This window comes from Thalassovita sp. ABM4_323 (assembly GCF_056158665.1).
In genome coordinates this window covers 2,313,509-2,337,932 of the sequence record NZ_JBSWTS010000007.1, presented here as the reverse complement: position 1 = coordinate 2,337,932, position 24,424 = coordinate 2,313,509, and the positions used below count along the sequence as shown (strand labels likewise).

General features: G+C 61.2%; 25 protein-coding genes. 16 read left to right on the top strand and 9 right to left on the bottom strand.

Features of this window, described 5'->3' with window-relative positions:
* Positions 1-292: 292 nt before the first annotated feature.
* Positions 293-634, top strand: a complete 342-nt coding sequence (locus ACXADQ_RS13985; protein WP_475321712.1) for a TfoX/Sxy family DNA transformation protein — start codon at positions 293-295, stop codon at positions 632-634.
* On the opposite strand, the gene ndk is transcribed toward ACXADQ_RS13985, so the two are convergent.
* Entirely contained in the window at positions 631-1,053 is a 423-nt protein-coding gene (gene ndk / locus ACXADQ_RS13980; RefSeq protein WP_425097285.1) for a nucleoside-diphosphate kinase, read from the bottom strand. The genes ACXADQ_RS13985 and ndk overlap by 4 nt on opposite strands.
* Positions 1,054-1,186: 133 nt before the next feature.
* On the opposite strand from ndk, the gene ACXADQ_RS13975 reads away from it, so the two are divergent.
* The 3 genes from ACXADQ_RS13975 to ACXADQ_RS13965 all read left to right on the top strand — a co-directional run bounded on the left by ACXADQ_RS13975 (position 1,187) and on the right by ACXADQ_RS13965 (position 4,413).
* Complete coding sequence (locus ACXADQ_RS13975) at positions 1,187-3,040, top strand: ABC-F family ATP-binding cassette domain-containing protein (protein WP_475321706.1); 1,854 nt, start codon at positions 1,187-1,189, stop codon at positions 3,038-3,040.
* A 113-nt stretch (positions 3,041-3,153) separates the two neighbouring features.
* Positions 3,154-3,774 (top strand): MarC family protein, encoded by a 621-nt coding sequence (locus ACXADQ_RS13970; RefSeq protein WP_475321701.1) that lies wholly within the window; start codon positions 3,154-3,156, stop codon positions 3,772-3,774.
* Between the two features lie 60 nt (positions 3,775-3,834).
* Positions 3,835-4,413, top strand: a complete 579-nt coding sequence (locus ACXADQ_RS13965) for a retropepsin-like aspartic protease family protein (protein WP_475321697.1) — start codon at positions 3,835-3,837, stop codon at positions 4,411-4,413.
* Positions 4,414-4,431: 18 nt separating this feature from the next.
* Here ACXADQ_RS13965 and ACXADQ_RS13960 read toward each other — a convergent pair whose 3' ends face one another.
* A complete protein-coding gene (locus tag ACXADQ_RS13960; RefSeq protein ID WP_475321694.1) occupies positions 4,432-4,887 on the bottom strand; it encodes a DNA polymerase III subunit chi in 456 nt (151 codons plus the stop codon).
* 5 nt (positions 4,888-4,892) lie between these two features.
* Positions 4,893-6,371 (bottom strand): leucyl aminopeptidase, encoded by a 1,479-nt coding sequence (locus ACXADQ_RS13955; RefSeq protein WP_475321690.1) that lies wholly within the window; start codon positions 6,369-6,371, stop codon positions 4,893-4,895.
* Positions 6,372-6,500: 129 nt separating this feature from the next.
* On the opposite strand from ACXADQ_RS13955, the gene lptF reads away from it, so the two are divergent.
* The 6 genes from lptF to rsmA are packed head-to-tail and all read left to right on the top strand — an operon-like array spanning position 6,501 to position 13,909.
* Positions 6,501-7,628, top strand: a complete 1,128-nt coding sequence (gene lptF / locus ACXADQ_RS13950) for an LPS export ABC transporter permease LptF (protein ID WP_475321686.1) — start codon at positions 6,501-6,503, stop codon at positions 7,626-7,628.
* A complete protein-coding gene (gene lptG, locus ACXADQ_RS13945) occupies positions 7,625-8,722 on the top strand; it encodes an LPS export ABC transporter permease LptG (protein ID WP_475321682.1) in 1,098 nt (365 codons plus the stop codon). Before lptF ends, lptG begins: the two co-directional genes overlap by 4 nt.
* Complete coding sequence (locus tag ACXADQ_RS13940; RefSeq protein WP_475321678.1) at positions 8,719-10,866, top strand: LPS-assembly protein LptD; 2,148 nt, start codon at positions 8,719-8,721, stop codon at positions 10,864-10,866. The genes lptG and ACXADQ_RS13940 overlap by 4 nt, the downstream gene beginning before the upstream one ends.
* Positions 10,867-10,869: 3 nt before the next feature.
* Positions 10,870-12,099, top strand: coding sequence for a peptidylprolyl isomerase (locus tag ACXADQ_RS13935; protein ID WP_475321674.1), 1,230 nt, complete (start codon positions 10,870-10,872; stop codon positions 12,097-12,099).
* Positions 12,096-13,073, top strand: a complete 978-nt coding sequence (gene pdxA / locus ACXADQ_RS13930) for a 4-hydroxythreonine-4-phosphate dehydrogenase PdxA (RefSeq protein ID WP_475321672.1) — start codon at positions 12,096-12,098, stop codon at positions 13,071-13,073. Before ACXADQ_RS13935 ends, pdxA begins: the two co-directional genes overlap by 4 nt.
* Positions 13,070-13,909: a 16S rRNA (adenine(1518)-N(6)/adenine(1519)-N(6))-dimethyltransferase RsmA gene (gene rsmA / locus ACXADQ_RS13925; RefSeq protein ID WP_475321670.1), complete on the top strand. Its 840-nt coding sequence runs from the start codon at positions 13,070-13,072 to the stop codon at positions 13,907-13,909. The genes pdxA and rsmA overlap by 4 nt, the downstream gene beginning before the upstream one ends.
* A gap of 31 nt (positions 13,910-13,940) precedes the next feature.
* Here the strand turns inward: rsmA and ACXADQ_RS13920 are convergent, their stop codons facing one another.
* The 3 genes from ACXADQ_RS13920 to prfA all read right to left on the bottom strand — a co-directional run bounded on the left by ACXADQ_RS13920 (position 13,941) and on the right by prfA (position 16,657).
* The gene (locus ACXADQ_RS13920; protein ID WP_475321668.1) at positions 13,941-14,534 is read right to left on the bottom strand and encodes a DUF4167 domain-containing protein; all 594 of its coding nucleotides are present in this window, start codon (positions 14,532-14,534) and stop codon (positions 13,941-13,943) included.
* A 242-nt stretch (positions 14,535-14,776) separates the two neighbouring features.
* Positions 14,777-15,607 carry a peptide chain release factor N(5)-glutamine methyltransferase gene (prmC, locus tag ACXADQ_RS13915; protein WP_475321664.1) on the bottom strand — a complete coding sequence of 277 codons (831 nt, stop codon included), beginning with the start codon at positions 15,605-15,607 and terminating at the stop codon, positions 14,777-14,779.
* The gene (gene prfA / locus ACXADQ_RS13910; RefSeq protein WP_475321661.1) at positions 15,608-16,657 is read right to left on the bottom strand and encodes a peptide chain release factor 1; all 1,050 of its coding nucleotides are present in this window, start codon (positions 16,655-16,657) and stop codon (positions 15,608-15,610) included.
* Between the two features lie 68 nt (positions 16,658-16,725).
* Between prfA and ACXADQ_RS13905 the strand changes: the two genes are divergently transcribed.
* Complete coding sequence (locus ACXADQ_RS13905) at positions 16,726-17,013, top strand: hypothetical protein (protein ID WP_475326084.1); 288 nt, start codon at positions 16,726-16,728, stop codon at positions 17,011-17,013.
* Here the strand turns inward: ACXADQ_RS13905 and ACXADQ_RS13900 are convergent.
* Positions 16,960-17,355, bottom strand: coding sequence for a DUF1499 domain-containing protein (locus ACXADQ_RS13900; protein ID WP_475321657.1), 396 nt, complete (start codon positions 17,353-17,355; stop codon positions 16,960-16,962). The genes ACXADQ_RS13905 and ACXADQ_RS13900 overlap by 54 nt on opposite strands.
* A gap of 54 nt (positions 17,356-17,409) precedes the next feature.
* Entirely contained in the window at positions 17,410-18,375 is a 966-nt protein-coding gene (gene speB, locus ACXADQ_RS13895; RefSeq protein WP_475321653.1) for an agmatinase, read from the bottom strand.
* A 139-nt stretch (positions 18,376-18,514) separates the two neighbouring features.
* Here speB and mazG point away from each other — a divergent pair, with 139 nt between their 5' ends.
* The 5 genes from mazG (at position 18,515) to ACXADQ_RS13870 (ending at position 23,469) form a co-directional block, all read left to right on the top strand.
* A complete protein-coding gene (gene mazG / locus ACXADQ_RS13890) occupies positions 18,515-19,339 on the top strand; it encodes a nucleoside triphosphate pyrophosphohydrolase (protein ID WP_475321649.1) in 825 nt (274 codons plus the stop codon).
* A gap of 85 nt (positions 19,340-19,424) precedes the next feature.
* Positions 19,425-20,438, top strand: coding sequence for a Fe(3+) ABC transporter substrate-binding protein (locus tag ACXADQ_RS13885; protein WP_475321647.1), 1,014 nt, complete (start codon positions 19,425-19,427; stop codon positions 20,436-20,438).
* 190 nt (positions 20,439-20,628) lie between these two features.
* Positions 20,629-21,570, top strand: coding sequence for a nucleoside hydrolase (locus ACXADQ_RS13880; RefSeq protein WP_475321644.1), 942 nt, complete (start codon positions 20,629-20,631; stop codon positions 21,568-21,570).
* Complete coding sequence (locus ACXADQ_RS13875; RefSeq protein WP_475321642.1) at positions 21,567-22,010, top strand: GNAT family N-acetyltransferase; 444 nt, start codon at positions 21,567-21,569, stop codon at positions 22,008-22,010. Before ACXADQ_RS13880 ends, ACXADQ_RS13875 begins: the two co-directional genes overlap by 4 nt.
* A 37-nt stretch (positions 22,011-22,047) precedes the next feature.
* Positions 22,048-23,469: a protein adenylyltransferase SelO gene (locus ACXADQ_RS13870; RefSeq protein WP_475321640.1), complete on the top strand. Its 1,422-nt coding sequence runs from the start codon at positions 22,048-22,050 to the stop codon at positions 23,467-23,469.
* A gap of 54 nt (positions 23,470-23,523) precedes the next feature.
* Here ACXADQ_RS13870 and ACXADQ_RS13865 read toward each other — a convergent pair whose 3' ends face one another.
* A complete protein-coding gene (locus ACXADQ_RS13865; RefSeq protein WP_475321637.1) occupies positions 23,524-24,402 on the bottom strand; it encodes a DMT family transporter in 879 nt (292 codons plus the stop codon).
* Between the last annotated feature and the right edge of the window lie 22 nt (positions 24,403-24,424).

Below are 24,424 nucleotides of genomic sequence, written 5' to 3'. Positions count from 1 at the left end.
CGCCCCATCCCTCAGCATGCCCCATTTCTGCGATAGGATTGCCCTGTAACCAGTTCCGCTGCGGGAGTTTTTCCCGCAGCGCGGTGTGTAGAGCAGATGAAAGGAGCCAAACAATGGCACAGCAACAGCACCCTCAGGCCCCGATGCCCGTTCCCGCCCCGAAGCCGGCCCCCCAGCCGGTGAAAGAGCCGCAACAAGCTAAGCCGATCTTCACCGATTACGCCAGCATCTGAGACCTGAAAATAGAAATCCTGGTGATGACAGCCGCCACGCACAAGGCTAACCTGCCCGCATGAGCAGCCCTGTTTCCACCATTCGCAACCTTGGCCCGGCCTCGGATGCCTCCTTTGCCCGCGCGGGCATTCACAGCGCCGAACAGCTGCGCGACATGGGCGCAGACGCAGCCTATGCCCAGCTGATGGCGCACGGCACGAAACCCCATTTCATCGGTTACTATGCGCTGGTGATGGGCTTGCAGGGGCGCCCCTGGAACGATTGCCAGGGCGCGGAAAAAGCCGCCCTGCGCAAGACATTCGATGCCCTGAAAGCCGCCCAGAAACCGGACAGCAAAAAGGGCCGCTCGAAACTCGAAGCGGCCCTTGATGAGATCGGTGTGATCGAGCGGAAGGCTTAGCCCACCAGCTCCAGACCCGAGAAGAAGTACGCGATTTCAACCGCGGCGGTTTCGGGCGCGTCCGAACCGTGGATCGAGTTTTCACCCAGCGACAGGGCGAACTCTTTGCGGATGGTGCCTTCGGCGGCTTCGGCCGGGTTGGTGGCGCCCATGACTTCGCGGTTTTTCAGGATGGCGTCTTCGCCTTCCAGAACCTGAACGACGATCGGGGCCGAGGCCATGAATTCGCACAGTTCGTCGTAGAAGGGACGCTCTTTGTGCACTTCGTAGAACACGCCGGCCTGGGCTTTGGTCAGGTGGATGCGTTTCTGGGCGACGATGCGCAGGCCTGCGGCTTCCAGCTTGGCGTTGATCGCGCCGGTCAGGTTGCGGGCGGTTGCATCGGGTTTGATGATCGAGAAGGTGCGTTGGATGGCCATGGGGCGCGCTCCTGTTTCAAAATGATTAATCCTGGCTCGCCTCTAGCACGCGTTCGCATAGGGATAAAGAGCTTTCCTGCACCCTTGCATTCCGACATTGACAAGCCCCCCGGCGCTGGTCCACTGCGGGGCCATGTTACGGATTGATGACCTGCACTATTCCATCGAGGGCCGCCCCATTTTCGAAGGGGCCAGCGCCACCATTCCCACAGGCCACAAAGTGGGCCTGATCGGCCGCAATGGCGCGGGCAAAACCACGCTGTTCAAACTGATCCGGGGCGATTTGCATCTGGACAGCGGCTCCATCCAGATCCCGGCCCGCGCACGCATTGGCGGCGTCGCGCAGGAAGTGCCCGGAAACGAGGTCAGCCTGCTGGATACCGTTCTGGCCGCCGATACCGAACGCGCCGCCCTGATGGCCGAGTCCGAGACCGCCACCGACCCGACCCGCATCGCCGACATCCAGACCCGCCTGACGGATATCGATGCCTGGTCGGCCGAGGCGCGGGCCTCGTCAATCCTGCGCGGTCTTGGCTTTGATGCGGACGAGCAGAAAATGCCCTGCAGCGCCTTTTCAGGTGGTTGGCGGATGCGCGTGGCCCTGGCCGCTGTTCTGTTCGCGCAGCCTGACTATCTGATGCTGGACGAACCCACCAACTATCTGGATCTGGAAGGGGCGCTTTGGCTGGAAAACTATCTGGCCAAATATCCGCACACCGTGATCATCGTCAGCCATGACCGTGAATTGCTAAACCGCGCCGTGGGCGCCATCCTGCATTTGGAAAACCGCAAGCTGACCTACTATACCGGCCCCTATGATCAATTCGTGCGTCAACGGGCCGAGCAGCGCGCGATTCAGGCCGCTCAGGCCAAGAAACAAGAGGCGCGCCGCGCCCATCTGCAAAGCTTTGTCGATCGTTTCAAGGCCAAGGCGACCAAGGCCAAACAGGCGCAATCGCGTGTGAAAATGCTGGAAAAGATGGAGGTGATCCGCGCGCCCGAAGATGCCGCGCGCACCGTGTTTTCCTTCCCCGAACCCGAAACCCTGTCGCCGCCCATTATCTCGACCGAGGGCGCAAGCGTTGGCTATGATGACACGCCCATTCTGAAGCGTCTGAACCTGCGCATTGATCAGGACGACCGCATCGCGCTGCTGGGCAAGAACGGTCAGGGCAAATCCACGCTGGCCAAACTGCTGTCGGATCGTTTGCCGGTGATGGAGGGGCGAATTTCACGCTCGTCCAAGCTTAGGATCGGCTTCTTCGCCCAGCATCAGGTCGATGAATTGCATGTGGACGAAACGCCCCTGCAACATATCCAGCGCGAGTTGCCCGACCAAACGCCCGCCAAGCTGCGCGCCCGTCTGGCCGGGTTTGGCCTGATGGCAGAGCAAGCCGAAACCGAGGTCGGCCGCCTGTCCGGTGGGCAAAAGGCGCGCCTGTCGCTGCTGCTGGCCACCCTGCCCGCGCCGCATCTGCTGATCCTTGACGAACCGACCAACCACCTGGACATCGAAAGCCGCGAAGCGCTGATGGAGGCCTTGAATGCCTATACCGGCGCCGTGGTTCTGGTCAGCCACGACATGCACTTGCTGTCGATGGTCGCGGACCGGCTGTGGCTGGTCAATGACGGTGCCGTTCAACCGTTCGAGGACGATCTGCCCGCCTATCGCAAGATGCTGCTGCAATCCGATAAGCCAGCCAAGCCCGAGAAACCCAAACCTGTTGCTGTCCGTAAAAAGGCTTCGCGGGACGAGCTGATGGCCCTGCGGTCGGATGTACGTAAATGCGAGGCCCGGATCGAGAAGCTGAACGAGATGGATGAAAAGCTCCAGACCCGTCTGGCCGATCCCAGCCTGTTCGCCGAACGTCAGGGCGAGGCCGTCGTTCTGCAAAAGAAATACGCCGAGCTGCGCGAAGCCATGGATCGGGCCGAAGAGCTGTGGATGACCGCCTTGGAAAAGCTGGAAGTCGCTGAGAACTCTTAAAGGTTAATCTTATGACTGCCCGGTATCTTATTGTGATTATTCTGCAATTCTCATTCTTCCGACATCGCAATTAAGGTCTGGCAGCGCCCTACGCCCCCGGCTAGCATAGGCACATGGACACTGCATTTCTTATCACCGGGTTCGTGACACTGTTCGTGATCATTGACCCGATCGGACTGACGCCCATGTTCGTCGCGCTAACACAGGGTCTGCCCCAACAGCGCCGACGCGCCATTGCGCTGCGCGGCGTTCTGGTCGCGTTTTTCGTCTTGTGTCTGTTCGCCATTTTCGGCGAGGCCGTGCTGGGTTTTGTAGGCATCTCCATGCCTGCCTTTCGGATCGCCGGGGGATTGCTGCTGTTTCTGACGGCTCTGGACATGCTGTTTCAACGCCGCACGAAACGCCGCAAGGACCAGGCCGAGGAAGACGACCACAGCGAAGACCCATCGGTTTTTCCGCTTGGCATCCCATTGATCGCAGGTCCGGGCTCTATCGCCACGGTGATCCTGCTGGCAGGGCAAACCCCTGGCTGGATGGGACTGACGATGACACTGGGCGTGACCATCTGCGTTTTGGTGATCGCGTTTTTGCTATTTTTAACAGCGGGTTGGCTCGAGCGCGCCTTGGGCAAAACAGGCATCAACGTGGTCACTCGTCTGTTGGGGATGTTGCTATGTGCGCTGGCCGTGCAATTCGTTCTGGACGGGCTGAGAGCCTTCGGTCTGGCCGGCTGAGGCTGTAATCCCGGCGCTGCGCCCCTATATGAGTGTCAGCGCCACCAAAAGGAAATCAGCATGGAAAGTTGGGAAATCGGTCGACTGGCCTATCTATTGCTGCTCTTGATTGCGGTGGGCGGCTGGTACATTTCGCAACGCCCGCGCAGCTTGTCCAAGCTTTCTCAGCACGCGCTGATATGGGTGTTCCTCTTCTTGGGCGTGATCGCGGCCGTGGGTATGTGGGGCGACATCCGCCGAACCGCACTGCCACAACAATCGGTCCTGACGACCGGGCAGATCGAGCTGCCCCGCGCGCCTGATGGGCACTATTACCTGACCGCCATCGTGAATGAGGCCCCCATTCGCTTTGTTGTGGATACCGGGGCTTCGGGTATCGTGATGACGCTGAATGACGCCGAGCGCGTCGGGTTAGATCGTGACCAGCTGGCCTTTGTCGGCGAGGCAGTGACGGCCAATGGACCGGTCAGGACAGCGCGCGTATCACTTAAAGAATTCACCGTAGGCCATTATAATGATACGAATATTTATGCCTGGGTGAATGAAGGAGAGATGGACACATCCTTGCTGGGCATGTCTTATCTTCAGCGATATTCGAAAATCGAGATCACACCGGATGCTTTGCTGTTAACCAGATAAGCTTTGACGCCTAAGGCTCTATTTTTCAGCCTTTTTCTCCCATCGACCGGATTCTTCTGACCAGTATTGCGCCGAACAGCCCGCATCTGTCAGCGTTTTCCATTGCACCCGTGCATTTTGGACGGCCTCGTCGTCGGTCCCGTCAAACAGGACGCAGACCCGCTCCATCTTGCTTACCTCGTCAGCGCTGACGGGCGCGCCATCGATCGTCATCAGGCATTGCGGATCATTGGCCGCTGGCCCCGTGGTCAACAAGACCGGCTGCAACGCGTCATGCGGACCGCCCGCCAGACCATGCGCCAGGAACCCGTCATCGGGGCCCTGCCACAGTTTTTGATCCAGCCATTCCATGCGCCCGGCATCTTGTCCGCGCACGGCAACCGTCCAGCCCGCCTGACGCGATTTGCTCAGCAACATGGGCAACGTGGCCTCCAGCGGCTGTCGCGTCAGGTGATAGAAATAGACGGCGCCCACGGGGATCAGGCCTCGTCTTTGGCTTCATAGACGTCTTGGACCAGCCGGTTCAGCGCCATCACACCCCAGCCCGTTGCGCCCTTGGGGGCGTAGGTCGTTGGGGCCTTCACGCTGGCCACACCCGCGATATCCAAGTGAATCCACGGGGTTTCATCCTTGACGAAGCGTTTCAGGAATTGCGCCGCGGTGATCGATCCTGCTGGCCGCCCACCGGTGTTCTTGATGTCGGCGATGTTGGACTTGATCATGTTGTCATAGGCCTGACCCAGCGGCATCCGCCACGCGCCCTCGCCCTCGGACTCGGCGGCTTTCAGGAAGTTGCGGCAGATCCCATCGTCATTCGAGAACACCCCAGCATTTTCATGCCCCAGCCCGATGATGATCGCGCCGGTCAGCGTCGCCAGGTTGATCATACCCGCAGGCGCAAAGCGATCCTGCGCGTACCACAGCACATCGGCCAGAACCAAGCGGCCCTCGGCGTCGGTGTTGATCACCTCGATCGTGTCGCCCTTCATCGAGGTCACCACATCGCCCGGACGGGTCGCATTGCCCGACGGCATGTTTTCCACCAGGCCCACCAGACCGACAACATTGGCCTTGGCCTTGCGCATGGCCAGAGTTTTCATGACACCGGCCACAACGCCCGCGCCACCCATATCCATGGTCATGTCTTCCATGCCAGCGGCCGGTTTCAGCGAGATCCCGCCGGTGTCAAACACCACGCCTTTGCCGACCAGCGCCAGGGGGGCTTCGTCCCCGCCACCGTTCCATTGCATGACCACGACCTTCGAGGGGCTGTCCGAGCCCTGGCCAACAGACAACAGGCTGCCCATGCCCAGCTCGGCCAGCTTGTCTTCTTCCAGCACTTCGACATCCAGACCCAGGTCTGTCAGCGCGTCCAGGCGGTTGGCGAATTCGGTGGTGGTCAGATAGTTGGCTGGTTCGCTGACCAGATCCCGGGTAAAGAACACACCTTCGGCCACGGCGTTCAGCGGGGCAAAGCGCGCGGCCACATCATCAGGTGTGTTGACCATGAAGGTCACGTCGCCCACGGGCTCGGCCTCGGCGCTTTTACGGGCGGTAAATGCATAGTTGCGCAGGGAAACGCCAAGCGCCAGCTCTTCGGCGCGGTTGAGGTTATTGCAAAGCACCAGCAGCGGTTTCTTGCCCTTGGCCGCCCCGATGGCAGCGCCCGATTTGCGCACCTCGGGGGATTTGGCGCCCTTGTCCAGTTTGACCACGTCGATCGCCTCGGCGGCCATGCCGACTGGCCAGCTGATTGACTTCATGTCACCGGGCTTCATGTCGGCAAAGGCGTCGGATCCGATAAAGCGTTTCAGCGCCCCTTTGCACAACCGGTTCACGCGCGCCGCGCCAGCGTGCAGGTTGCCCCGGCTGCCCAGAACCACCGCGATCCGGCCCTCGGCCTCGGCGATTTTTTCGATATCCGTCTCAACAAATTGAACGCTTACGGGGGTGGTCATGCGGCTTCCTTCCAAAACAGGTTTGGACAGAGTCCTAGCGTGACCTTGCCACCTTGACCAGATAGCAGTTTTCCCCCGGGACCGGTTGGGGTAACACTGCTGAGAAAATGTCATTCCCGGGGGGGTATTTTGGCCAAATTCGACAGATACATGCTGTCACAGCTGTTGGTCCTGTTCGGATTCTTCTCGCTGGTGCTGGTGTCGATCTATTGGATCAACCGGGCCGTGCGGCTGTTTGACCGTCTGGTGGGCGATGGCCAATCCGCAATGGTGTTCCTGGAATTCACCGCCCTGACCCTGCCCAACGTGATCCGCATCGTGCTGCCGATGGCGGTGTTCGCGGCCTCGGTCTATATCACCAACCGGCTGAGCAACGAATCCGAGCTGGTGGTGATGCAAGCCACCGGGTTCAGCCCGTGGCGGTTGGCGCGACCCGTGGTGTATTACGGGCTGATCGTCGGGGTGATGATGTCCGCGCTGACGCATTTCCTGGTACCAGCCAGCCTGTATCAGATGCAAAACCGCGAGGCCGAGATCGCTGAAAACATCACCGCGAGACTGCTGAGCGAGGGCACATTTCTGCACCCGGCCGAGGGCGTGACCTTCTTTATTCGCCAGATCACGCCTGACGGGACGCTCGAGGACGTGTTCCTGTCGGATCGGCGCAAACCGGACAGCGCCCAGACGTTTACTGCCACGCGCGCCTATTTGCTGAACCAGAACGACAAGGTGAAACTGGTGATGCTGGATGGCATGTCGCAAAGCTTTACCCGCGACGGCAACCGCCTGTTCACCACGCATTTTGACGATTTTTCCTATGACATCACCGCGCTGATCCGGGCCTCGGAGGAGCAAATTCGCGGTGTCAATCAGGCCAGTTCATGGGACATGCTGATAAATCCCGAACGCGTGGCGCAAAACGCCCAAGACCAAGTGGGCCGGGTGATTGTCGCCGTGCACAACCGGTTCAACCAGGCCTTCCTGTGCCTGGCCGCCGCACTGATCGGGTTTGCGACGCTGCTTTTGGGCAGCTTCTCGCGGTTTGGGGTCTGGCGACAGATCGTGGCCGCGCTGGTGCTGCTGGTGGTGATCAAGCTGATCGAGGGCCTGTCAGCAGATGCCGTCGAAAGCGCCCCTGAACTGTGGCCGCTGGTCTATGCGCCCTCGGTTGCCGGCATCCTGATGGCTGTCGCAATGCTGGCCTGGGCCGGTCGCGCGCGGCGCCCGCGCCTGCAAGCACCGGAGGCCGCCGCATGACGCTCTATCTCTATTTTGCGCGCAAGTTTGCGATGATTTTCCTGGGCATTCTGGGCGTGTTCTTCATGCTGATGGCGCTGATTGATCTGGTCGAACAGATCAGCCGCTTTTCTGCGCGCGGCGTGAGCTTGCCACAGATATTCGAGCTAACCCTGCTGAACGCACCCAAATCGATCTATGACATCCTGCCGCTGGTGATGATCCTGTCGACGATCACCCTGTTTCTTGGCCTGTCGCGATCTTCCGAGCTGGTCGTGGCGCGGGCTGCGGGGCGCTCGGCGCTGCGTAGCCTTGTAGCGCCGGTGACCGTCGCTGCGCTGATCGGGCTCATCGTCGTTGGCATGGCGAACCCGATCGTATCGGTGACGTCGAAACGGTATAATGATCTCTATGACGGGTATCGCAACGAAGGCTCTGACGTGCTGTCGATCAGCTCCGAAGGGTTGTGGCTGCGCCAGGGCGGCAGCGAAGGGCAGACGGTGATCCGCGCCAGCAACGCCAATGCGGACGGCACCACGCTTTTTGATGTCACCTTTCTGGCCTATGCCCCCGAGGGAGGCCCGGTGCGCCGGATCGAGGCCCGCAGCGCCACCCTGTCTGATGGGGCCTGGTCGTTGACCGATGCCAAGGTCTGGCCGCTGACCGCGGGCCTGAATCCCGAAGGCTCGGCCGTCACACACGACACGTTGAAATTGGCCTCGACCCTGACACAGGATCGGATTCGCGATAGTTTTGGCACGCCCGGGGTGATCTCGGTGTGGGATTTGCCGCAATATATTCAGCAGTTGCAAGAGGCCGGGTTTTCGGCCCGCCGTCATGCGGTTTGGCTACAAATCGAGCTGGCCCGCCCGCTGTTTCTGATTGCCATGGTTCTTGTGGCCTCGGCCTTTACCATGCGCCATACCCGGTTCGGCCATACCGGCATTTCGGTACTGGCCGCGATTATGCTGGGGTTTGGTCTGTATTACATCCGCAACTTCGCGCAAATCCTGGGCGAAAACGGCCAACTGCCGATCATACTGGCGGCCTGGGCGCCGCCTGTGGCCTCGGTGCTGTTGGCGATGGGCATCCTTCTGCATATGGAGGACGGATGACCCGGTTTCTGACCCTTTTCTGTGCGCTGTTTCTGTCGCTGGCGACGGCCGTTGTTGCGCAGGATCGCGCGGCGGTTCTGGTGGCTGACAGCGTGCGCCTGGACGGGCGGGACCGCCTGATCGCCGAGGGTCACGTCGAGGTTTTGCATGGCTCGACGCGGTTGCGCGCCGAAAGGATCGAGTTCCACCGCCCCTCCAACCGCCTGATCATTGACGGTCCGATCACCATGACCGACGGCGGCGACACCGTGGTCCTGGCCGGATCAGGTGAGCTGGATCGCAATCTGGAAAACGGGTTGCTGCGGGGTGCGCGGATGATCATGGATCAGCGGGTCCAACTGGCGGCGACGCAACTGGATCGCTCGGGCGGGCGCTATACCCAGCTGTACAAGGTCGCAGCGACCTCGTGTCGGGTGTGTAATGACAACACCCCTCCGGTCTGGCAAATCCGCGCCAAACGCACCATTCATGATCAGGAAGAGCGCCAGCTTTACTTCGAGAACGCGCAATTGCGGGTGATGGATGTGCCCATCCTGTGGCTGCCGCGCTTGCGCCTGCCCGACCCATCGGTGACGCGCGCGACCGGTTTTCTGATCCCGTCGCTCAAGCAAAGCTCGGACCTGGGTGTGGGGCTGAAAATCCCTTATTTCATCCGCATGGGCGATCACCGGGACCTGACGCTTAGCCCGTTCTTTTCGTCTCAGACCAGCACCTTGGAATGGCGCTATCGCCAGGCGTTTCGCCGCGGCACGATCGAGTTCAGCGGCGCGCTGAGCGATGACACTTTGCAACCCGGGGAGCTGCGTGGCTTTGTCTTTGGGCACGGGCTGTTTGATCTGAAAAACGACTATCAGCTTAGCTTTGAACTAGAGGCCGTGACCGACCGCGCCTATTTGCTGGACTATGATTTTTCCGACAAAGACAGGCTGGAAAGCGAAATCGCGCTGACCCGCACCAAACGCGATGAGCATCGTCGCCTGGCCTTGGCGACCTATCAATCTCTGCGCGACGGCGAGGACAACGGTACGATTCCCACCGTCATTCTGGACGCGGAACAGCGCCACAGGTATTTCCCCGCGCGACTGGGCGGAGAGCTGCGGCTGTCGCTGGATGCGCATGCGCATTATCGGGCATCCGATACCGCCACTGACGGACCAGACAGTGATATTTGGGGCGATGGGCGCGATGTGACGCGTGCGCAGGCCTCGGCCAAGTGGCTGCGCAACTGGATGTTGCCCGGCGGGATGCGCGCTGAATTCATGATTGGCGGGGATGTGGATGCCTTCTGGATCAACCAGGACGTGGTTGCAACGGTCGATCAAGAGGTCGCCTTTACCCCGCAAAGCACCCTGACCCTGCGCTGGCCCTGGCTGAAAACCACGGCCTCGGGGGCTGTGCATGTGCTGGAACCCGTGATGATGCTGGGGTGGAGCGGCGGCACCAGCCTGGACATTCCCAATGACGAAAGCACCCGCGTGGAATTTGACGAGGGCAACCTGCTGAGCCTGTCGCATTTCCCTGCTCCAGATCGCCGCGAGCGCGGTGCCGCTGGCGCGATCGGCATCAACTGGACCCGCACGGCGCCTTCGGGCTGGAGCTCGGCCCTGACCCTGGGCCAGGTGTTGCGCGAGGATGCGGATGCCACGTTCTCGGTCAGTTCCGGGCTGACCGGTGTGACCTCGGATCTTCTGGTCGCTGGTCAAATCCAGTCGGCCAAGGGGCTGGGCCTGTCTGCGCGCACCCTGTTGGGCAACCACCTGGACGTTCACAAAGCCGAAGCCCGCGCCAACTGGCAGAACACAAGTTCGGCACTGGGGCTGTCCTATGTCTGGCTGGGCGCAGATGCCGAAGAGGACCGCACCAACACCGTTTCTGAATGGGCGCTGGATGGTTCTCATCGGTTGGGGCGTCACTGGACGGGCACCATTGATTGGCGCTATGACATCGCGGGCCATCGGGCCACACAGGCGGGACTTGGCCTACGCTACCTGAATGAGTGTATCGAAATGAATGTCACCCTCTCGCGCCGGTTCACATCTTCGACTATCGTTGAACCGTCGACCAATTTCGGGTTTACCGTCAGCCTCAAGGGGTTTAGCGCCAATAAGACGGATCAAAGCTATGCCCGCAGCTGCAGGAACTAAAGAATGAAGACACGTAGAATGCGCCAAATTTTTCTTGCACTGGCATCGGTGGGGATGCTGGCCACGACCACCGCGACCGTTCAGGCCCAAAGCCTGTTTTCCCCCGCGATCCGGGTCAATGACCGCGCCATCACCTATTACGAATTGGAACAACGTCAGCTGATGCTCGAGGTGCTGAACCCGCGCGGAGATTCAGTGACAGAAGCCCGCAAACAGCTGATCGAAGACAAGCTGAAACTGGACGCGGCAGCTGAGCTGGGCATCCAGATCGACGACGAAGCCATGGCAGAGGGTCTGAAAGAGTTCGCAGGCCGCGCGAATATGTCCCCGGATCAGTTCAAGGCCGCCTTACAAAGCAATGGCATTGCACAAGAAACCTTTGACGACTTCATGCTGGCCGGCCTGGCCTGGCGGAACGTGATCGGGGCGCGGTTCGCGTCGCGCTCGGTCGTGTCCGAGGCAGATATCGACAAGGCGTTGCAGGCATTGGCGTCCAACAGTTCGGCCCAGGTGTTGCTGTCTGAAATCGTAATCCCCATGCCGCAAGGCAAAGAACAGCAAGCCCTCGCGCTGGCGCAAGAACTGTCACAGGCCAAATCGATCAAACAGTTTTCGGATTACGCGCGCCGCTATTCGGCGTCGAATTCGCGCAATGACGGCGGGCGCCTGAAATGGACCGCTGTCACCAAACTTCCGCCACCGCTGCAGCCCATCATCATGGCGCTGAACCCCGGGGACGTGTCCGAACCGATCCCGTTGAAAGGCGCCGTCGCCCTGTTCCAGATGCGGGACATCGCCGAAAGCGCCTATCGTGCGCCGCGCACGGCCGCGCTGGAATATGCCACCTATCTGATCCCCGGCGGGCGCTCTGCCGAGGCCCTGGCGGCCGCGCAGGCCATCATGGATGACACCGATACCTGCGATGATCTCTATGGTCACGCCAAGGGGCAACCGCCTGAAATCCTGACGATTTCCACCCAGAAACCGGGTGAGGTGCCGCGTGATATCGGGATCGAGCTGTCCAAGCTGGACAAGGGCGAATTCTCGACCAACCTGACGCGCAATAACGGCGAAACGCTGATGCTGGTGATGCTGTGCGCCCGTACCCCGGTCTTGAACCAGGAGGCCTCGCGCGAGGAACTGACCGCTCAATTGCGCAACCAGCGCCTGCAAGCCCTGGCCGAGGGCTATCTGCAAGAGCTTCTGGCCGATGCCCGGATCATCGAGGAATGACACAACCCATCGCGCTGTCTTGTGGGGAACCGGCCGGTGTCGGGCCCGAAATCGCGGCTGCGGCCTGGGATAGGCTGCGCGACAGCCTGCCGTTCTTCTATATCGGCGATGCGCGCCACTTGCCCGAAGGCACACAGCATCAGGTTATTTCCGACCCGGCCGACGCGGCCAAGGTCGCGGCAGCGGCTTTGCCCGTGCTGCATCACCCCTTTGCGGCGCCAGCCGTTCCGGGCCGCCCTGATCCAGCCAATGCGCAAGGCGTGATCGACGTGATCGCGCGTGGTGTCGAACTGGTTCAATCAGGCCAGGCCTGTGCGCTGACCACCGCTCCGATCCACAAAAAGGCGCTAAAGGACGGCGCGGATTTTGCCTATCCGGGCCACACCGAATACCTGGCCGCATTGGGTGGGGTTGAACGCGTGGTGATGATGCTGGCGTGTTCGCAATTGCGCGTGGTCCCGACCACAATTCACGAGGCCCTGGCCGCTGTGCCCGCGCTGCTGAGCTCTGATCTGCTGGAACAAACGATCCGCATCACCCATGCCGCACTGATCCGCGATTTCGGCCTGTCCAATCCGCGTCTGGCCGTCGCTGGCCTGAACCCCCATGCCGGCGAAGGCGGCGCGATGGGCTCCGAGGAAATTACGCTTATCGCCCCGGTTCTGGACGCCCTGCGCGCCGAAGGCTTGGCGATTGACGGCCCACGCTCTGCCGACACGATGTTCCACGCCGCTGCCCGTGCGGGCTATGACGCGGCGATCTGCATGTATCACGACCAGGCGCTGATCCCGATCAAGACGCTGGATTTCGCGGGCGGCGTGAACGTGACGCTGGGCCTGCCATTCATCCGCACCTCGCCCGACCATGGCACCGCCTTTGACATCGCGGGCACTGGTCAGGCTGACCCCAATTCGCTGATCGAAGCACTGAAACTGGCCGCGCAGATGGCCGATGCAAGAAAGGCCACGGCATGAGCGGCATCGACTCCCTTCCCCCTCTGCGTCAGGTGATCGATTCCCACGGTATCGCCGCCAAGAAATCGCTGGGGCAGAACTTTCTGCTGGATCTGAACCTGACCGCGAAGATCGCGCGACTGGCCGGGGATCTGTCTGCGTGCGATGTGCTGGAAATCGGCCCCGGCCCCGGTGGTCTGACCCGCGGGTTGCTGGCCGAAGGTGCGCGCAAAGTGCTGGCGATCGAAAAAGACAGCCGATGCATGCCCGCGCTGGCTGAGATTGGTGACGCCTATCCTGGACAGCTTGAGGTGATCAACGGCGACGCATTGCAGGTGGACCCGCTGGCCCATCTGACGCCCCCCATCCGGATTGCCGCCAATCTGCCCTATAATGTGGGGACCGAGCTGCTGATCCGCTGGCTGACCCCTAAGGAGTGGCCGCCCTTCTGGTCCTCTCTGACGCTGATGTTCCAGAAAGAGGTCGCGCAGCGGATCGTTGCGCAGCCCGGTTCCAAGGCCTATGGCCGGTTGGCAATTCTGTCGCAATGGCGCACGGACACCCAGATTGTGCTGCACTTGCCGCCCGAGGCCTTCAGCCCGCCGCCCAAGGTGCATTCAGCCGTCGTGCATCTGACCGCCCTGCCCGAGCCGCGCTTCGCTGCGGATGCGAAAACGCTGGAACGCGTGGTCGCCAAGGCGTTCAACCAGCGGCGCAAAATGCTGCGCGCCGCGCTGAAGGGCATCGCCCCGGATCTGGAGGATCGCCTGATCGCCTCGGGGATCAAACCGACGGACCGGGCGGAAACCGTGTCGCTTGAGCAGTTCTGCGCGCTGGCCCGCAACATCAAGGCCTAAAAAAACGCGGGCCACCTGGACCCGCGTTTTCTTATTCTGTTGCCTCGGTTGCCGGGGGCTGTTCGGGCGGTGTTTCTTCAGTCTTAGACACGGTCTTTGTCGAGCGGGTCGTGCGGGTGCTGCGGCTGCGCGAACGCGAGGATTTGGGCTTTTCCTCGGGTTCCTCGGATTTGCTTTCCGGGGTCTCTACCAGACCAGTGTCGCCTCCGCTGTCCGCGACATCCATCACATCGGCCTGAGAGGCGTCCGCGGCGGCGGCTTCCTTCTCGGCCTTCTCAGCGGCTTCGCGTTCCTGCCGCGCGGCGCGCTCGCGATCGCGTTCAGCCTGGCGTTCACGATTCTGGCGCTCTTGCTCTTCGCGCTTGGCCTCTTGTTCACGCTGCGCTTCGGACAGCAGACGCAGATAATGTTCGGCATGCTGCTGGAAGTTTTCCGTCGCCACGCGGTCGTTGCTGAGCTGAGCATCGCGCGCAAGTAGGTTATACTTGTCAATAATTTGTTGCGGGGTGCCGCGCACTTTCCCCTCGGGTCCGCTGCTGTCGAACACACGGTTGACGATGTTCCCGACCGAGCGGTTGTTGTTGCGGTTCGACTTGGACCGCGAGCGGCTTTTTGAAGATCTCATATTCCTGCTATCCAGCCCTGAAATATCGTAGTGTTGCCCCCGCCCGGTGCCTCATGCACCCTGAAAAACAGACGAGATCACAACATTTTTGGCTTGATGTCGACCGGGACCGCGCCAGAGTTGAACCGGGTGCATCCACCGTATCGACGGGACCTGAGTAAAGCGTAAAGGGGCGCAAACACAAGGGCAATCAGGTCAGATTCCCGCAAATTCGGGAAAAAAGTGGCCTTGGCCAGATGTTTTCAGCTGCGTGTTGCCGCAAGGACCCTATCGCGCCCATCCAAGTCTGGCAGAATGCGGACATCCGCCCAGCCTGCCGTGTGGAACAGTGCGGCCACGTCGGAGCCTTGTTTCCAGCCGATCTCGCACAGGATGCGCCCCCGGGGTTGCAGGTATCCCTGCGCCTGGCTGGCCAAAATACGATACGGGTCCAGCCCGTCCCCGCCCGGTGTCAGCGCCATGCGCGGATCGTGATTCAGCACCTCGCGCGATAGCTCGGCCATTTCTGCATCCGAGATATAGGGCGGATTCGACACGATCAGGTCGTAGGTCCCAGAAACGCCGCTGAACCAATCGCTGTGCAGGAACCCGGCCCGATTCAGAACCCCAAGATCGCGGGCGTTCTTCTCGGCCACCTCCAGCGCGGCCTCGGACAGATCGGCTCCAATCCCGCTGGCACTCGGGCGCTCGGCCAGCAAACTGATCAGGATACAGCCCGAGCCAGTGCCCAAGTCCAGTACGGTTTCAAACGGCTGCGCAAGCGCCTCGGTCACTAGAATTTCGGTTTCGGGGCGCGGGTCCAGGACGTCTTCGGTCACGGTGAAGGCGCGGCCATAAAAATCGCGATACCCCCGGATCAACGACGTCGGCTCGCCCACGGATCGGCGCATACAATAGGTGATTGCCCGTTCATAAATCGCCGGGTCCAATTCGTCATGGGCCATCAGGACCAGCCGTTCGTGCGGTACATCCATTGCATGCGCCAGCAGCAAACGGGCCTCGCGCGCGGGCGTTTCCACCCCACCTTCGGCCACGATCGCGGCCAGATCGCGCAGCGCTTGCTGGATTCGCATTTACCCGTCCATCTCGGCCAGCAAGGCGGCCTGATGCTCGGCGGTCAACGCGTCGATGATTTCATCCAGATCACCCTGCATCACCTGATCCAGCTTATATAGCGTCAGGTTAATGCGGTGATCCGTCATGCGGCCTTGCGGGAAATTATAGGTCCGAATGCGTTCACTGCGATCCCCCGAGCCCACCTGCGCCTTGCGATCAGCCGAGCGTTCGTCATGGACCTTCTGCCGCTCCATGTCATACAGGCGCGCGCGCAGCACGTTCATCGCGATTTCGCGGTTGCGGTGCTGCGATTTTTCCGAGCTGGTGACCACGACGCCGGTGGGAATGTGGGTGATCCGCACGGCGGAATTGGTGGTATTCACGTGCTGTCCGCCCGCGCCCGAGCTGCGCATGGTGTCGATGCGCAAGTCGTTGGGATTGATCTCGATATCCACCTCTTCGGCCTCGGGCAACACGGCCACAGTCGCCGCCGAGGTATGGATACGCCCGCCGCTTTCCGTTTCGGGGACCCGTTGCACCCGGTGCACACCGCTTTCGAATTTCAGGCGCGCAAAAACGCCTTCGCCTTTGACATGAGCGGTGACTTCCTTGATGCCGCCCAGTTCGGTGTCCTGCATTTCCAGGATGTCAAAAGACCAACCATGGGTTTCGGCATAGCGCTGATACATCCGCAGCAAATCGCCCGCAAACAGCGCGGCCTCGTCCCCGCCGGTGCCAGGGCGAATCTCGATCATCGCGGGGCGCGCATCTGCGGCGTCCTTGGGCAACAACGACAGTTGCAGCGCTTGCTCGGCCTCGGGCAATTGGGCCCGCAATCCCGGCAGCTCTTCGTCTGCCAGGGCCTTCATTTCGGGATCGTCCAGCATCGCCTCGGCCTCGGCGATGTCATCCAGAAGGCGGCGATAGGCCTGCACCTGTTCGACCACGGGGCGCAGCTCGGCATACTCGCGTCCAAGGGCAGCGATATCCCCGCTTCCTTCGGCCATCATGGCCTCAAGAAATTGGAACCGCTGGGTAATCTGCTCTAACCGGTCAATGGAAATCATGGGTGTTCCTTGCCCTGTTGACCGGGTTTGGTCAAGCCCCGCGCCTGTGCTATCATGCGCATATGCGTATGATCCTGGCCTTGATATTGATGAGCGGCCCCGCCCTGGCAGATGCCAATATCGGGGGCAAAACCGTGGATTGCTATTGCACCGACACCAGCGGCGCCCGCATCGAGCTGGGTCAGACCATCTGCCTGCAGGTCGACGGGCGAATGTTCATGGCCCAATGCCAGATGTCGCTGAACGTGCCGATGTGGCGCGAAGTGGCGCAGGGCTGTCTGAGCGCCTCGCGCCAACAGCCGTTACAGAGCCTGAAGCCAAGCCTCGATCCGGGCCTTGTTGACACCAATATCTGAGCGCCCGAACCGCGCGCGGCCAAGGATGGCAATGCCGGTCTTGCGCAGTTCGATCGTGGTGTAATCCGGGAACCCCCACAAGGCCGAGCGCGTGACATAGGTAACGTGCCCTTCCTCCAGCGACCCGGCCAGGACGGTGGTGCGCTCGGTGGCACGAATGGCGCTGTCCAGGGCGGCAAACGTGTCGACGCCCCCCGAGACAATCCGCAAGGCACCGTTCTTGAAGGTCTTGTCATCCGTGCCCTTCACCGGCTGATGCCACTTGCCCGCATCCGAGGGCGCCAAACGCACATACAGGCCGAAACCGACCACCAGAACCACAATCACCCACAGCCAATTCATCGCAAACGTCCCTTGCTTTGTTTCCCTGCACAGTTGGGATGTCGCGCGACGGGGTCAAGCCTGACGGCGCGTCCACGCCCACAAACAAATCAGCTCCATCGCGACATGGGCCCCCGCAACGGCCGTGGCGCCGGTGGTGTCATAGGGAGGGCTGACCTCGACAATATCACCGCCGACCATGTTGATCCCCGCCAGATCGCGCAGGATGATGGCCGCCTGACCGCTGCTCAGACCGCCCCACACTGGCGTTCCGGTGCCCGGCGCAAAGGCCGGATCCAGGCAGTCAATGTCAAAGGTCACATAGGTCTGATGATCACCGACGATCTCTTTGACCCGGCGGGCGATGGCGGCGGGGCCATCCTCGTGGACTGTGCGCGCGTCAATGTAGTTCATCCCGCAATAATCGTCGCATTCGGTGCGAATCCCGATCTGGACCGAGCGTTTCGGGTCCACCAGCCCCAGCTTGACCGCCTTATACATAAAGGTCCCGTGGTCGATCCGCTCCATATCGTCATCGGCCCACAGGTCGGAATGCGCGTCGAACTGGATCACACTCAGCGGCCCGTATTTTTCGGCATAGGCCTTTAGGATCGGCAAGGTAATGAAGTGATCCCCGCCCAGCGTGACCGTGCCCACGCCCCCGGCCAGAAGCGTTTGAAAATGCTGCTGGATGGCGGCGGGCGTGCCGCTGACATTGGCATAGTCAAAGGCCAAATCACCATAGTCGATGATCGCGAACTCGCCCAGCGGATCGAATCCCCAGCCATAGGGCGGATCATAGGGTTGCAGGGTGCTGGCCTCGCGGATGGCGCGCGGGCCCATGCGGGTGCCTGTGCGGTTGGTCACGGCCTGATCAAAGGGTACGCCGGTCACAGCCAGATCCACGCCGGCCAGATCCTTGGTGTATTTGCGCCGCAAGAACGAGGTGGCCCCGGCAAAGGCGTTCTCATAGCTCAGCCCCTTCAGGTCCTCGCGGGTGAAGGCTGCATCAATCTGTTTCTTCGCGTCTTCCAGTGCCATGCTCTGCCCCGTTTCTGTTGCGCATCACAATTTGATCAAATTCTACCTTGCCCCACCCCAAGGTCAAGCCCAGCCAGCATCTGGACTCCGCTCAAACATCGGGCCAGTCTGCACCCGACCTCAAATGCCGGAGCCCGCGATGCCTGACACTGATCTGATCCACAATCCCAAGGGCGGGATGCCGCGCCTGCTGGAAATCATGCGCTGTCTGCGGGATCCTGACAATGGCTGCCCCTGGGATATCGAGCAGGATTTCAGCACCATTGCCCCCTATACAATCGAAGAGGCCTATGAAGTCGCCGATGCCATCGAACGCGAGGCCTGGGACGAGCTGAAGGGCGAGTTGGGCGATCTGCTGTTCCAATCGGTGTTCCATGCTCAGATGGCCAGCGAACGTGGGCTGTTCACCTTTGACCAGGTCGCCGACACCATGTCGGACAAGATGGTCGCGCGGCATCCCCATGTCTTTGGCGATGAAAACCGGGACAAATCCGCCGAACAGCAGACCCGCGATTGGGAGGCCATCAAAGCCGCCGAACGCGCGGGCAAACACCAGACCGGCACGCTGGATGGGGTGGCTGTGGGCCTGCCGGCCTTGCTGCGGGCGTATAAGCTGCAAAAACGGGCCGCACGGGTGGGCTTTGACTGGCCCTCGGCCGATCAGGTCATCGACAAGATCGCCGAAGAAGCCGCCGAACTGCGCGAGGCGCGCGACGAGCTGGCGCAGACCGAAGTCGAGGAAGAATTCGGGGATCTGCTGTTCGTGATGGCCAATCTGGGCCGCCATCTGGGGGTCGAACCCGAAGCCGCTCTGCGCGCCGCAAATGCCAAGTTCATAAAGCGTTTTCAGGGTGTTGAGACCAAGCTGGCAGAGATGGGAAAGCGCCCCGAACAGTCAGACCTGGAGGAAATGGACAAGCTGTGGGACGCCGTCAAGGCCGAGCAACGCGCCACATCTCGATAAGCTGATATATTTAATCAGGTATTGACCCGAGTAATTTAGTCAGATTAAACGCATCCCAGATAACGTGCCAACACCCGAGGACAAAATGTTCATCAAAGCCAAAACCCTTGTTGCCAGCGCCCTGGTCGCCCTGACCGCCGCCCCTGCCCTGGCCGAGGACGTAAACCTGTATTCCTATCGCCAGCCCGAGCTGCTGAAACCGCTGACGGACGCCTTTACCGAAGAAACCGGAATCAAGGTCAACGTAGCCTATCTGGCCAAGGGCATGGTTGAACGCCTTCAGGCCGAGGGCAAACGCTCGCCTGCGGATCTGGTGCTGACCGTGGATATTTCGCGCCTGTCCGCCGTTGTGGATGCCGGTCTGACCCGCCCCGTGGCCTCGGAGGTGCTGAGCACCAATGTTCCCGCCGCCTATCACGATCCCGAGGGCCATTGGTGGGGTCTGACCACCCGTGCGCGGATCGTCTATGCCTCCAAAGACCGTGTCGCCCCGGGCGAGGTCACCACCTATGAAGATCTGGCAGACCCGAAATGGAAGGGCCGCATCTGCACCCGGTCGGGCACCCACGCCTATAACGTTGCGCTGATCGCTGCTGTGATCCATCACCTGGGAGAGGACGGCGCAAAAACCTGGCTGGAAGGCGTAAAAGCCAACCTGGCGCGCAAACCCCAGGGCAACGACCGTGCTCAAGTCAAGGCAATCTGGGCAGGCGAGTGTGACATCGCCATCGGCAACACCTACTACATGGGCAAGATGCTGAAAGACGAGGAACAGCAGGCCTGGGCGAACTCGGTCAACGTGGTGTTCCCCACTTTCGACAACGGTGGCGCGCATGTGAATATCTCGGGGGTGGCGATGACCAAACACGCCCCCAACGAGGAAAACGCGCTGAAACTGATGGAATTCCTGACCTCGCCCAAAGCGCAACAGATCTATGCCACGGCCAACTTTGAATACCCGATCGCGCCCAACACGCCTGCGGACGACCTGGTGCAAAGCTGGGGCAGCTTTACGGCGGATGACGTGAACCTGATGGATCTGGCCAAGCTGCGCCCTGATGCGCTGAAACTGATCGAGCAGGTTGATTTCGACGGCTGATCCTGAAAGTCGACGCAGTTGAGGCGCCCTCGGAGACGGGGGCGCTTTTTTGTTGGCGTTGCGCGGGGTTAGATGTGGCGCAGTGGGTATTTTTGCCAAGAAAAAGCAGGCAGGTTTGCGCCTGCTCTTGGCCGGGTTGCTGGACTTTGGGGCGGGCCTGTAGCAGGTTCGCCGCAAACAAGGAGCGCGCATGGCCAAGCATCGGATCATCATCGACACGGACCCCGGACAAGACGATGCGGTGGCCATTCTGTTGGCACTGGCCAGCCCCGAAGAGATCGAGGTACTGGGGCTGACCGCCGTTGCGGGCAATGTGCCGCTGGAGCTGACGGCACTGAATGCGCGTAAAGTGTGCGAGTTGGCTGGGCGCCCCGAGATGCGGGTGTTTGCCGGCTGTGATCGCCCGTTACGGCGCGACCTGGTGACGGCCGAGCATGTGCATGGGCGCACCGGTCTGGATGGGCCGGTTTTGCCCGATCCGGTCATGCCCTTGCAGAAGCAGCACGCGGTTGACTTCCTTGTCGACACGTTGCGCACCGAGCCTGCGGGGACCGTGACACTGTGTACCTTGGGGCCTCTGACCAATATCGCAACGGCCTTTGAAGCAGCGCCGGACATCGTTGGGCGCGTGCGCGAAATCGTGATGATGGGGGGGGCCTATTTCGAAGTCGGCAACATTACTCCGACGGCAGAATTCAACATCTATGTTGATCCTCAGGCCGCTGAGGTCGTGTTTTGCTCGGGCGTGCCGATCGTGGTGATGCCGCTGGATGTGACGCACAAGGTGCTGGTCACGCAGCCGCGCAATGAGGCCTTTCGCGCGCTTGGCACCCCGGTCGGGGTGGCTGTGGCCGAGATGACCGACTTTTTCGAGCGCTTCGACAAGGAAAAATACGGCAGTTTGGGTGCGCCGCTGCATGATCCCTGTGTGACAGCCTATCTGATCCGGCCGGATCTGTTTTCGGGGCGCCATATCAATGTCGAGATCGAAACGGGGTCGGATTTGACCCTGGGCATGACCGTTGCCGATTGGTGGCGGGTGTCGGGGCGTGCGCCCAATGCGATGTTCATGGGGGATATCGATGCGGATGGGTTCTTTGACCTGCTGACGGAAAGGTTGGCCCGCCTGTGACCGCACTACATTTAGCCCGCCCCGAGGATGGTGCGCGTATTCTGCCCTTGGTGGCTGCATTCCACGCGGAAATGGGGATCGACAGCGACGCTGCTTCGCGCGAGGCGGGGATCGCGCCGTTGCTGGAGGGCTCGCCGCACGGGGTTGTCTATCTGATGGGGCCGCAAAAGGCTCCGATCGGGTATGTGGTGATCTGCTTTGGGTGGTCGGTCGAATTTGGCGGCATGGACGGATTTCTGGACGAGATTTATGTCCGCCCCGGCGTGCGCGGGCGCGGCATCGGATCCGAGGTCCTGTCGCAACTGACCAAAGCCTTGTCTGATGCCGGAATGAAGGCGCTGCATTTGGAAGTTCGCAAAGACGATGATCAAACCCGCCGGTTCTATCAAAAGCTTCGGTTTGCCGCGCGCGACAACTATGTTCTGATGACACGAAAGTAGCCTTGCCCCGCTTGCAAAACGTCATATTTCCAGTGCCATGCCCATGATCATTCCCTTCCAGAACAGCTATGCTGCGCTTCCCCCCAAATTCTATGCCCGACTGGCGCCCACGCCTGTGTCGGATCCACGGTTGCTGGCCTTCAACGACACCCTGGCGCAGGATCTGGGCCTGACCCCCGGCACGCCCGAGGACATGGCCCAGGTTTTTGCGGGCAATACGCAACCGCATGGTGCCGAGCCCCTGGCCCAGGCCTATGCAGGCCATCAGTTTGGTGGCTTCTCTGCGCAACTGGGCGATGGGCGCGCGATTCTGCTGGGCGAGGTGATCGATCGCCACGGAACGCGCCGGGATATCCAGCTCAAGGGCTCGGGGCGCACCCCGTTCAGCCGTAACGGAGACGGGCGTGCCTGGATGGGGCCGGTGCTGCGCGAATATGTGCTCAGCGAAGCGATGCATGCTCTTGGCATTCCCACGACCCGCGCCCTGGCTTCTGTCTCTACCGGCGAGCGCATCCAACGCGAGCGCGCTTATCCCGGCGCCATCCTGACCCGTGTGGCTGCCAGCCATCTGCGCGTGGGCACCTTTCAGTATTTCGCAGCCCGCCAGGACCAGGAGGCGCTGCGCACCCTGTTCGAATACGCCCGCGACCGACACTATCCGAGCGCCGAGACACCGCTGGACTTCCTGCAACAGGTCATTGCCCGCCAGATTGATCTGGTCGTCAAATGGCTGTCGATTGGGTTTATCCATGGGGTGATGAACACCGACAATACCAGTATCTCGGGCGAAACCATCGACTATGGCCCGGCCGCTTATATGGACAGCTACCATCCGGTGACAGTCTATTCCTCGATCGACCGGCAGGGGCGCTATGCCTATGATAACCAAGCCAATATCATCGCCTGGAACATGGCACAGCTGGCCACCTCGCTGGTGCCACTGATGCCCGACAGCGACGGCGCCATTCAGGATTTCACCGCCGCCGTTCATGGCATGGCTGGACAAATCAAAACCGCCTGGACCCGCGCCTTCGGCCAGAAAATCGGGCTGGCCGACGCCTCCGCCCAGGACGAGCCCCTGATCACCGCGCTGCTGTCCCTGATGGCCGAACAAAAGGCCGATTTCACCAATACCTTCCGCGCGCTGGCCACCGGGTCAAACCCGCGCGACCAGTTCACCGATCCCACCACATTTGATACCTGGGAGCCCACCTGGCGCGCGCGCCTGGCCGCCGAGCCCGATCCCCAAGCCCTGATGCAATCGGTCAACCCCGCGCGCATCCCGCGCAATCACCGGATCGAGCAAATGATCCAGGCCGCAGTCGCGGGCGACATGGCGCCCTTTCACCATCTCATGGCTGGTCTGGCCCACCCATACGAGGACAGCGCCGACTTCACGGATCTTACCCATCCCCCCCTACCGGGCGAAGAGGTCCGCCAGACGTTCTGCGGCACCTAAGCTGCTTTTTCTTGGCAAAAATACCCAAATCCCACCGAGGCTGCAGGCGCCGCACTATCGGCGATTGATCAGCACAATGCCAACCGCCACCAGGCATAGGGCGGCGATCACGTTGCCGCCCAGCTCCTCGCCCAGAACCAACCAGCCCAAACCGACCCCCAAAACCGGTGTCAGAAAGGCAAAACTGGCCACACTCGAGGCCGGGTAAATGCCAATTAGAAACACCCAAAACAGAAATCCGAAACTGGCCACCGCCAAGATCTGATAGACCATTCCCGCCACGTGCCACCAGGTTGGCTCGCGCAGGAACGGACCAAAAAGCGGGGCGGCCAGCAGCAGCAGCACCGCCGAGCCGAGCAATTGCCAGAACAGCTGAATCTCGGCGCGCTCACCTGACAGGGCAGTCAGCCGCAAGGTCAGCGCGATCCCGGCCCATCCGGCCGCACCCGCAAGAGCGGCCAGGTCCCCGGCCAGGCTGGCCTCCCCGCCGCCGGGGCGACCCGTCAAAACCAGAGCAACTCCGCCAATGGCGCAAGCCAGACCAAGACTGCGCATCGGGGTCAGGCGCTCGTTCGGCAGCAGAAAATGCGCAGCAATCGAAAGCATCACCGGCATGGTGTAAAACAGCAACGAAGCCCGCGAAACCGTGGTGTGATCCAGCGCCCAGAAGAGCGCGATAAACTCTTGCGCGAACAGTGCCCCCAGCAGAAGACCGGGCCAAACCGTGCCCTTGCGTATGGTCAGGGGAATGCCTCGAAATCGCATCCACAGCAGCAGAACAGCCAACGCTCCAACCGAGCGCACCCCCGCCATAAATACCGGCTGAAACCCGGCATTGCCCAGCTTTACGATCACCTGGTTCACCGCCAGCAACAGGCTGAACACAACCAGTGAGATCGCGCCGAACGTGTCAATTCTGTCTTTGCGCTCCATCCGGGCAGAAGAGCGCGCGATG

Coding starts and splice junctions, on each gene's coding strand:
- ACXADQ_RS13900 (WP_475321657.1), bottom strand. CDS start 17,355: ATGAATTGGCTGTGGGTGATTGTGGTTCTGGTGGTCGGTTTCGGCCTG.
- ACXADQ_RS13865 (WP_475321637.1), bottom strand. CDS start 24,402: ATGGAGCGCAAAGACAGAATTGACACGTTCGGCGCGATCTCACTGGTT.
- ndk (WP_425097285.1), bottom strand. CDS start 1,053: ATGGCCATCCAACGCACCTTCTCGATCATCAAACCCGATGCAACCGCC.
- rsmA (WP_475321670.1), top strand. CDS start 13,070: ATGAGCGGCATCGACTCCCTTCCCCCTCTGCGTCAGGTGATCGATTCC.
- ACXADQ_RS13935 (WP_475321674.1), top strand. CDS start 10,870: ATGAAGACACGTAGAATGCGCCAAATTTTTCTTGCACTGGCATCGGTG.
- prmC (WP_475321664.1), bottom strand. CDS start 15,607: ATGCGAATCCAGCAAGCGCTGCGCGATCTGGCCGCGATCGTGGCCGAA.
- prfA (WP_475321661.1), bottom strand. CDS start 16,657: ATGATTTCCATTGACCGGTTAGAGCAGATTACCCAGCGGTTCCAATTT.
- pdxA (WP_475321672.1), top strand. CDS start 12,096: ATGACACAACCCATCGCGCTGTCTTGTGGGGAACCGGCCGGTGTCGGG.
- ACXADQ_RS13975 (WP_475321706.1), top strand. CDS start 1,187: ATGTTACGGATTGATGACCTGCACTATTCCATCGAGGGCCGCCCCATT.
- ACXADQ_RS13920 (WP_475321668.1), bottom strand. CDS start 14,534: ATGAGATCTTCAAAAAGCCGCTCGCGGTCCAAGTCGAACCGCAACAAC.
- ACXADQ_RS13970 (WP_475321701.1), top strand. CDS start 3,154: ATGGACACTGCATTTCTTATCACCGGGTTCGTGACACTGTTCGTGATC.
- ACXADQ_RS13880 (WP_475321644.1), top strand. CDS start 20,629: ATGGCCAAGCATCGGATCATCATCGACACGGACCCCGGACAAGACGAT.
- ACXADQ_RS13870 (WP_475321640.1), top strand. CDS start 22,048: ATGCCCATGATCATTCCCTTCCAGAACAGCTATGCTGCGCTTCCCCCC.
- ACXADQ_RS13965 (WP_475321697.1), top strand. CDS start 3,835: ATGGAAAGTTGGGAAATCGGTCGACTGGCCTATCTATTGCTGCTCTTG.
- ACXADQ_RS13985 (WP_475321712.1), top strand. CDS start 293: ATGAGCAGCCCTGTTTCCACCATTCGCAACCTTGGCCCGGCCTCGGAT.
- mazG (WP_475321649.1), top strand. CDS start 18,515: ATGCCTGACACTGATCTGATCCACAATCCCAAGGGCGGGATGCCGCGC.
- ACXADQ_RS13940 (WP_475321678.1), top strand. CDS start 8,719: ATGACCCGGTTTCTGACCCTTTTCTGTGCGCTGTTTCTGTCGCTGGCG.
- ACXADQ_RS13885 (WP_475321647.1), top strand. CDS start 19,425: ATGTTCATCAAAGCCAAAACCCTTGTTGCCAGCGCCCTGGTCGCCCTG.
- speB (WP_475321653.1), bottom strand. CDS start 18,375: ATGGCACTGGAAGACGCGAAGAAACAGATTGATGCAGCCTTCACCCGC.
- ACXADQ_RS13905 (WP_475326084.1), top strand. CDS start 16,726: ATGATCCTGGCCTTGATATTGATGAGCGGCCCCGCCCTGGCAGATGCC.
- lptG (WP_475321682.1), top strand. CDS start 7,625: ATGACGCTCTATCTCTATTTTGCGCGCAAGTTTGCGATGATTTTCCTG.
- ACXADQ_RS13955 (WP_475321690.1), bottom strand. CDS start 6,371: ATGACCACCCCCGTAAGCGTTCAATTTGTTGAGACGGATATCGAAAAA.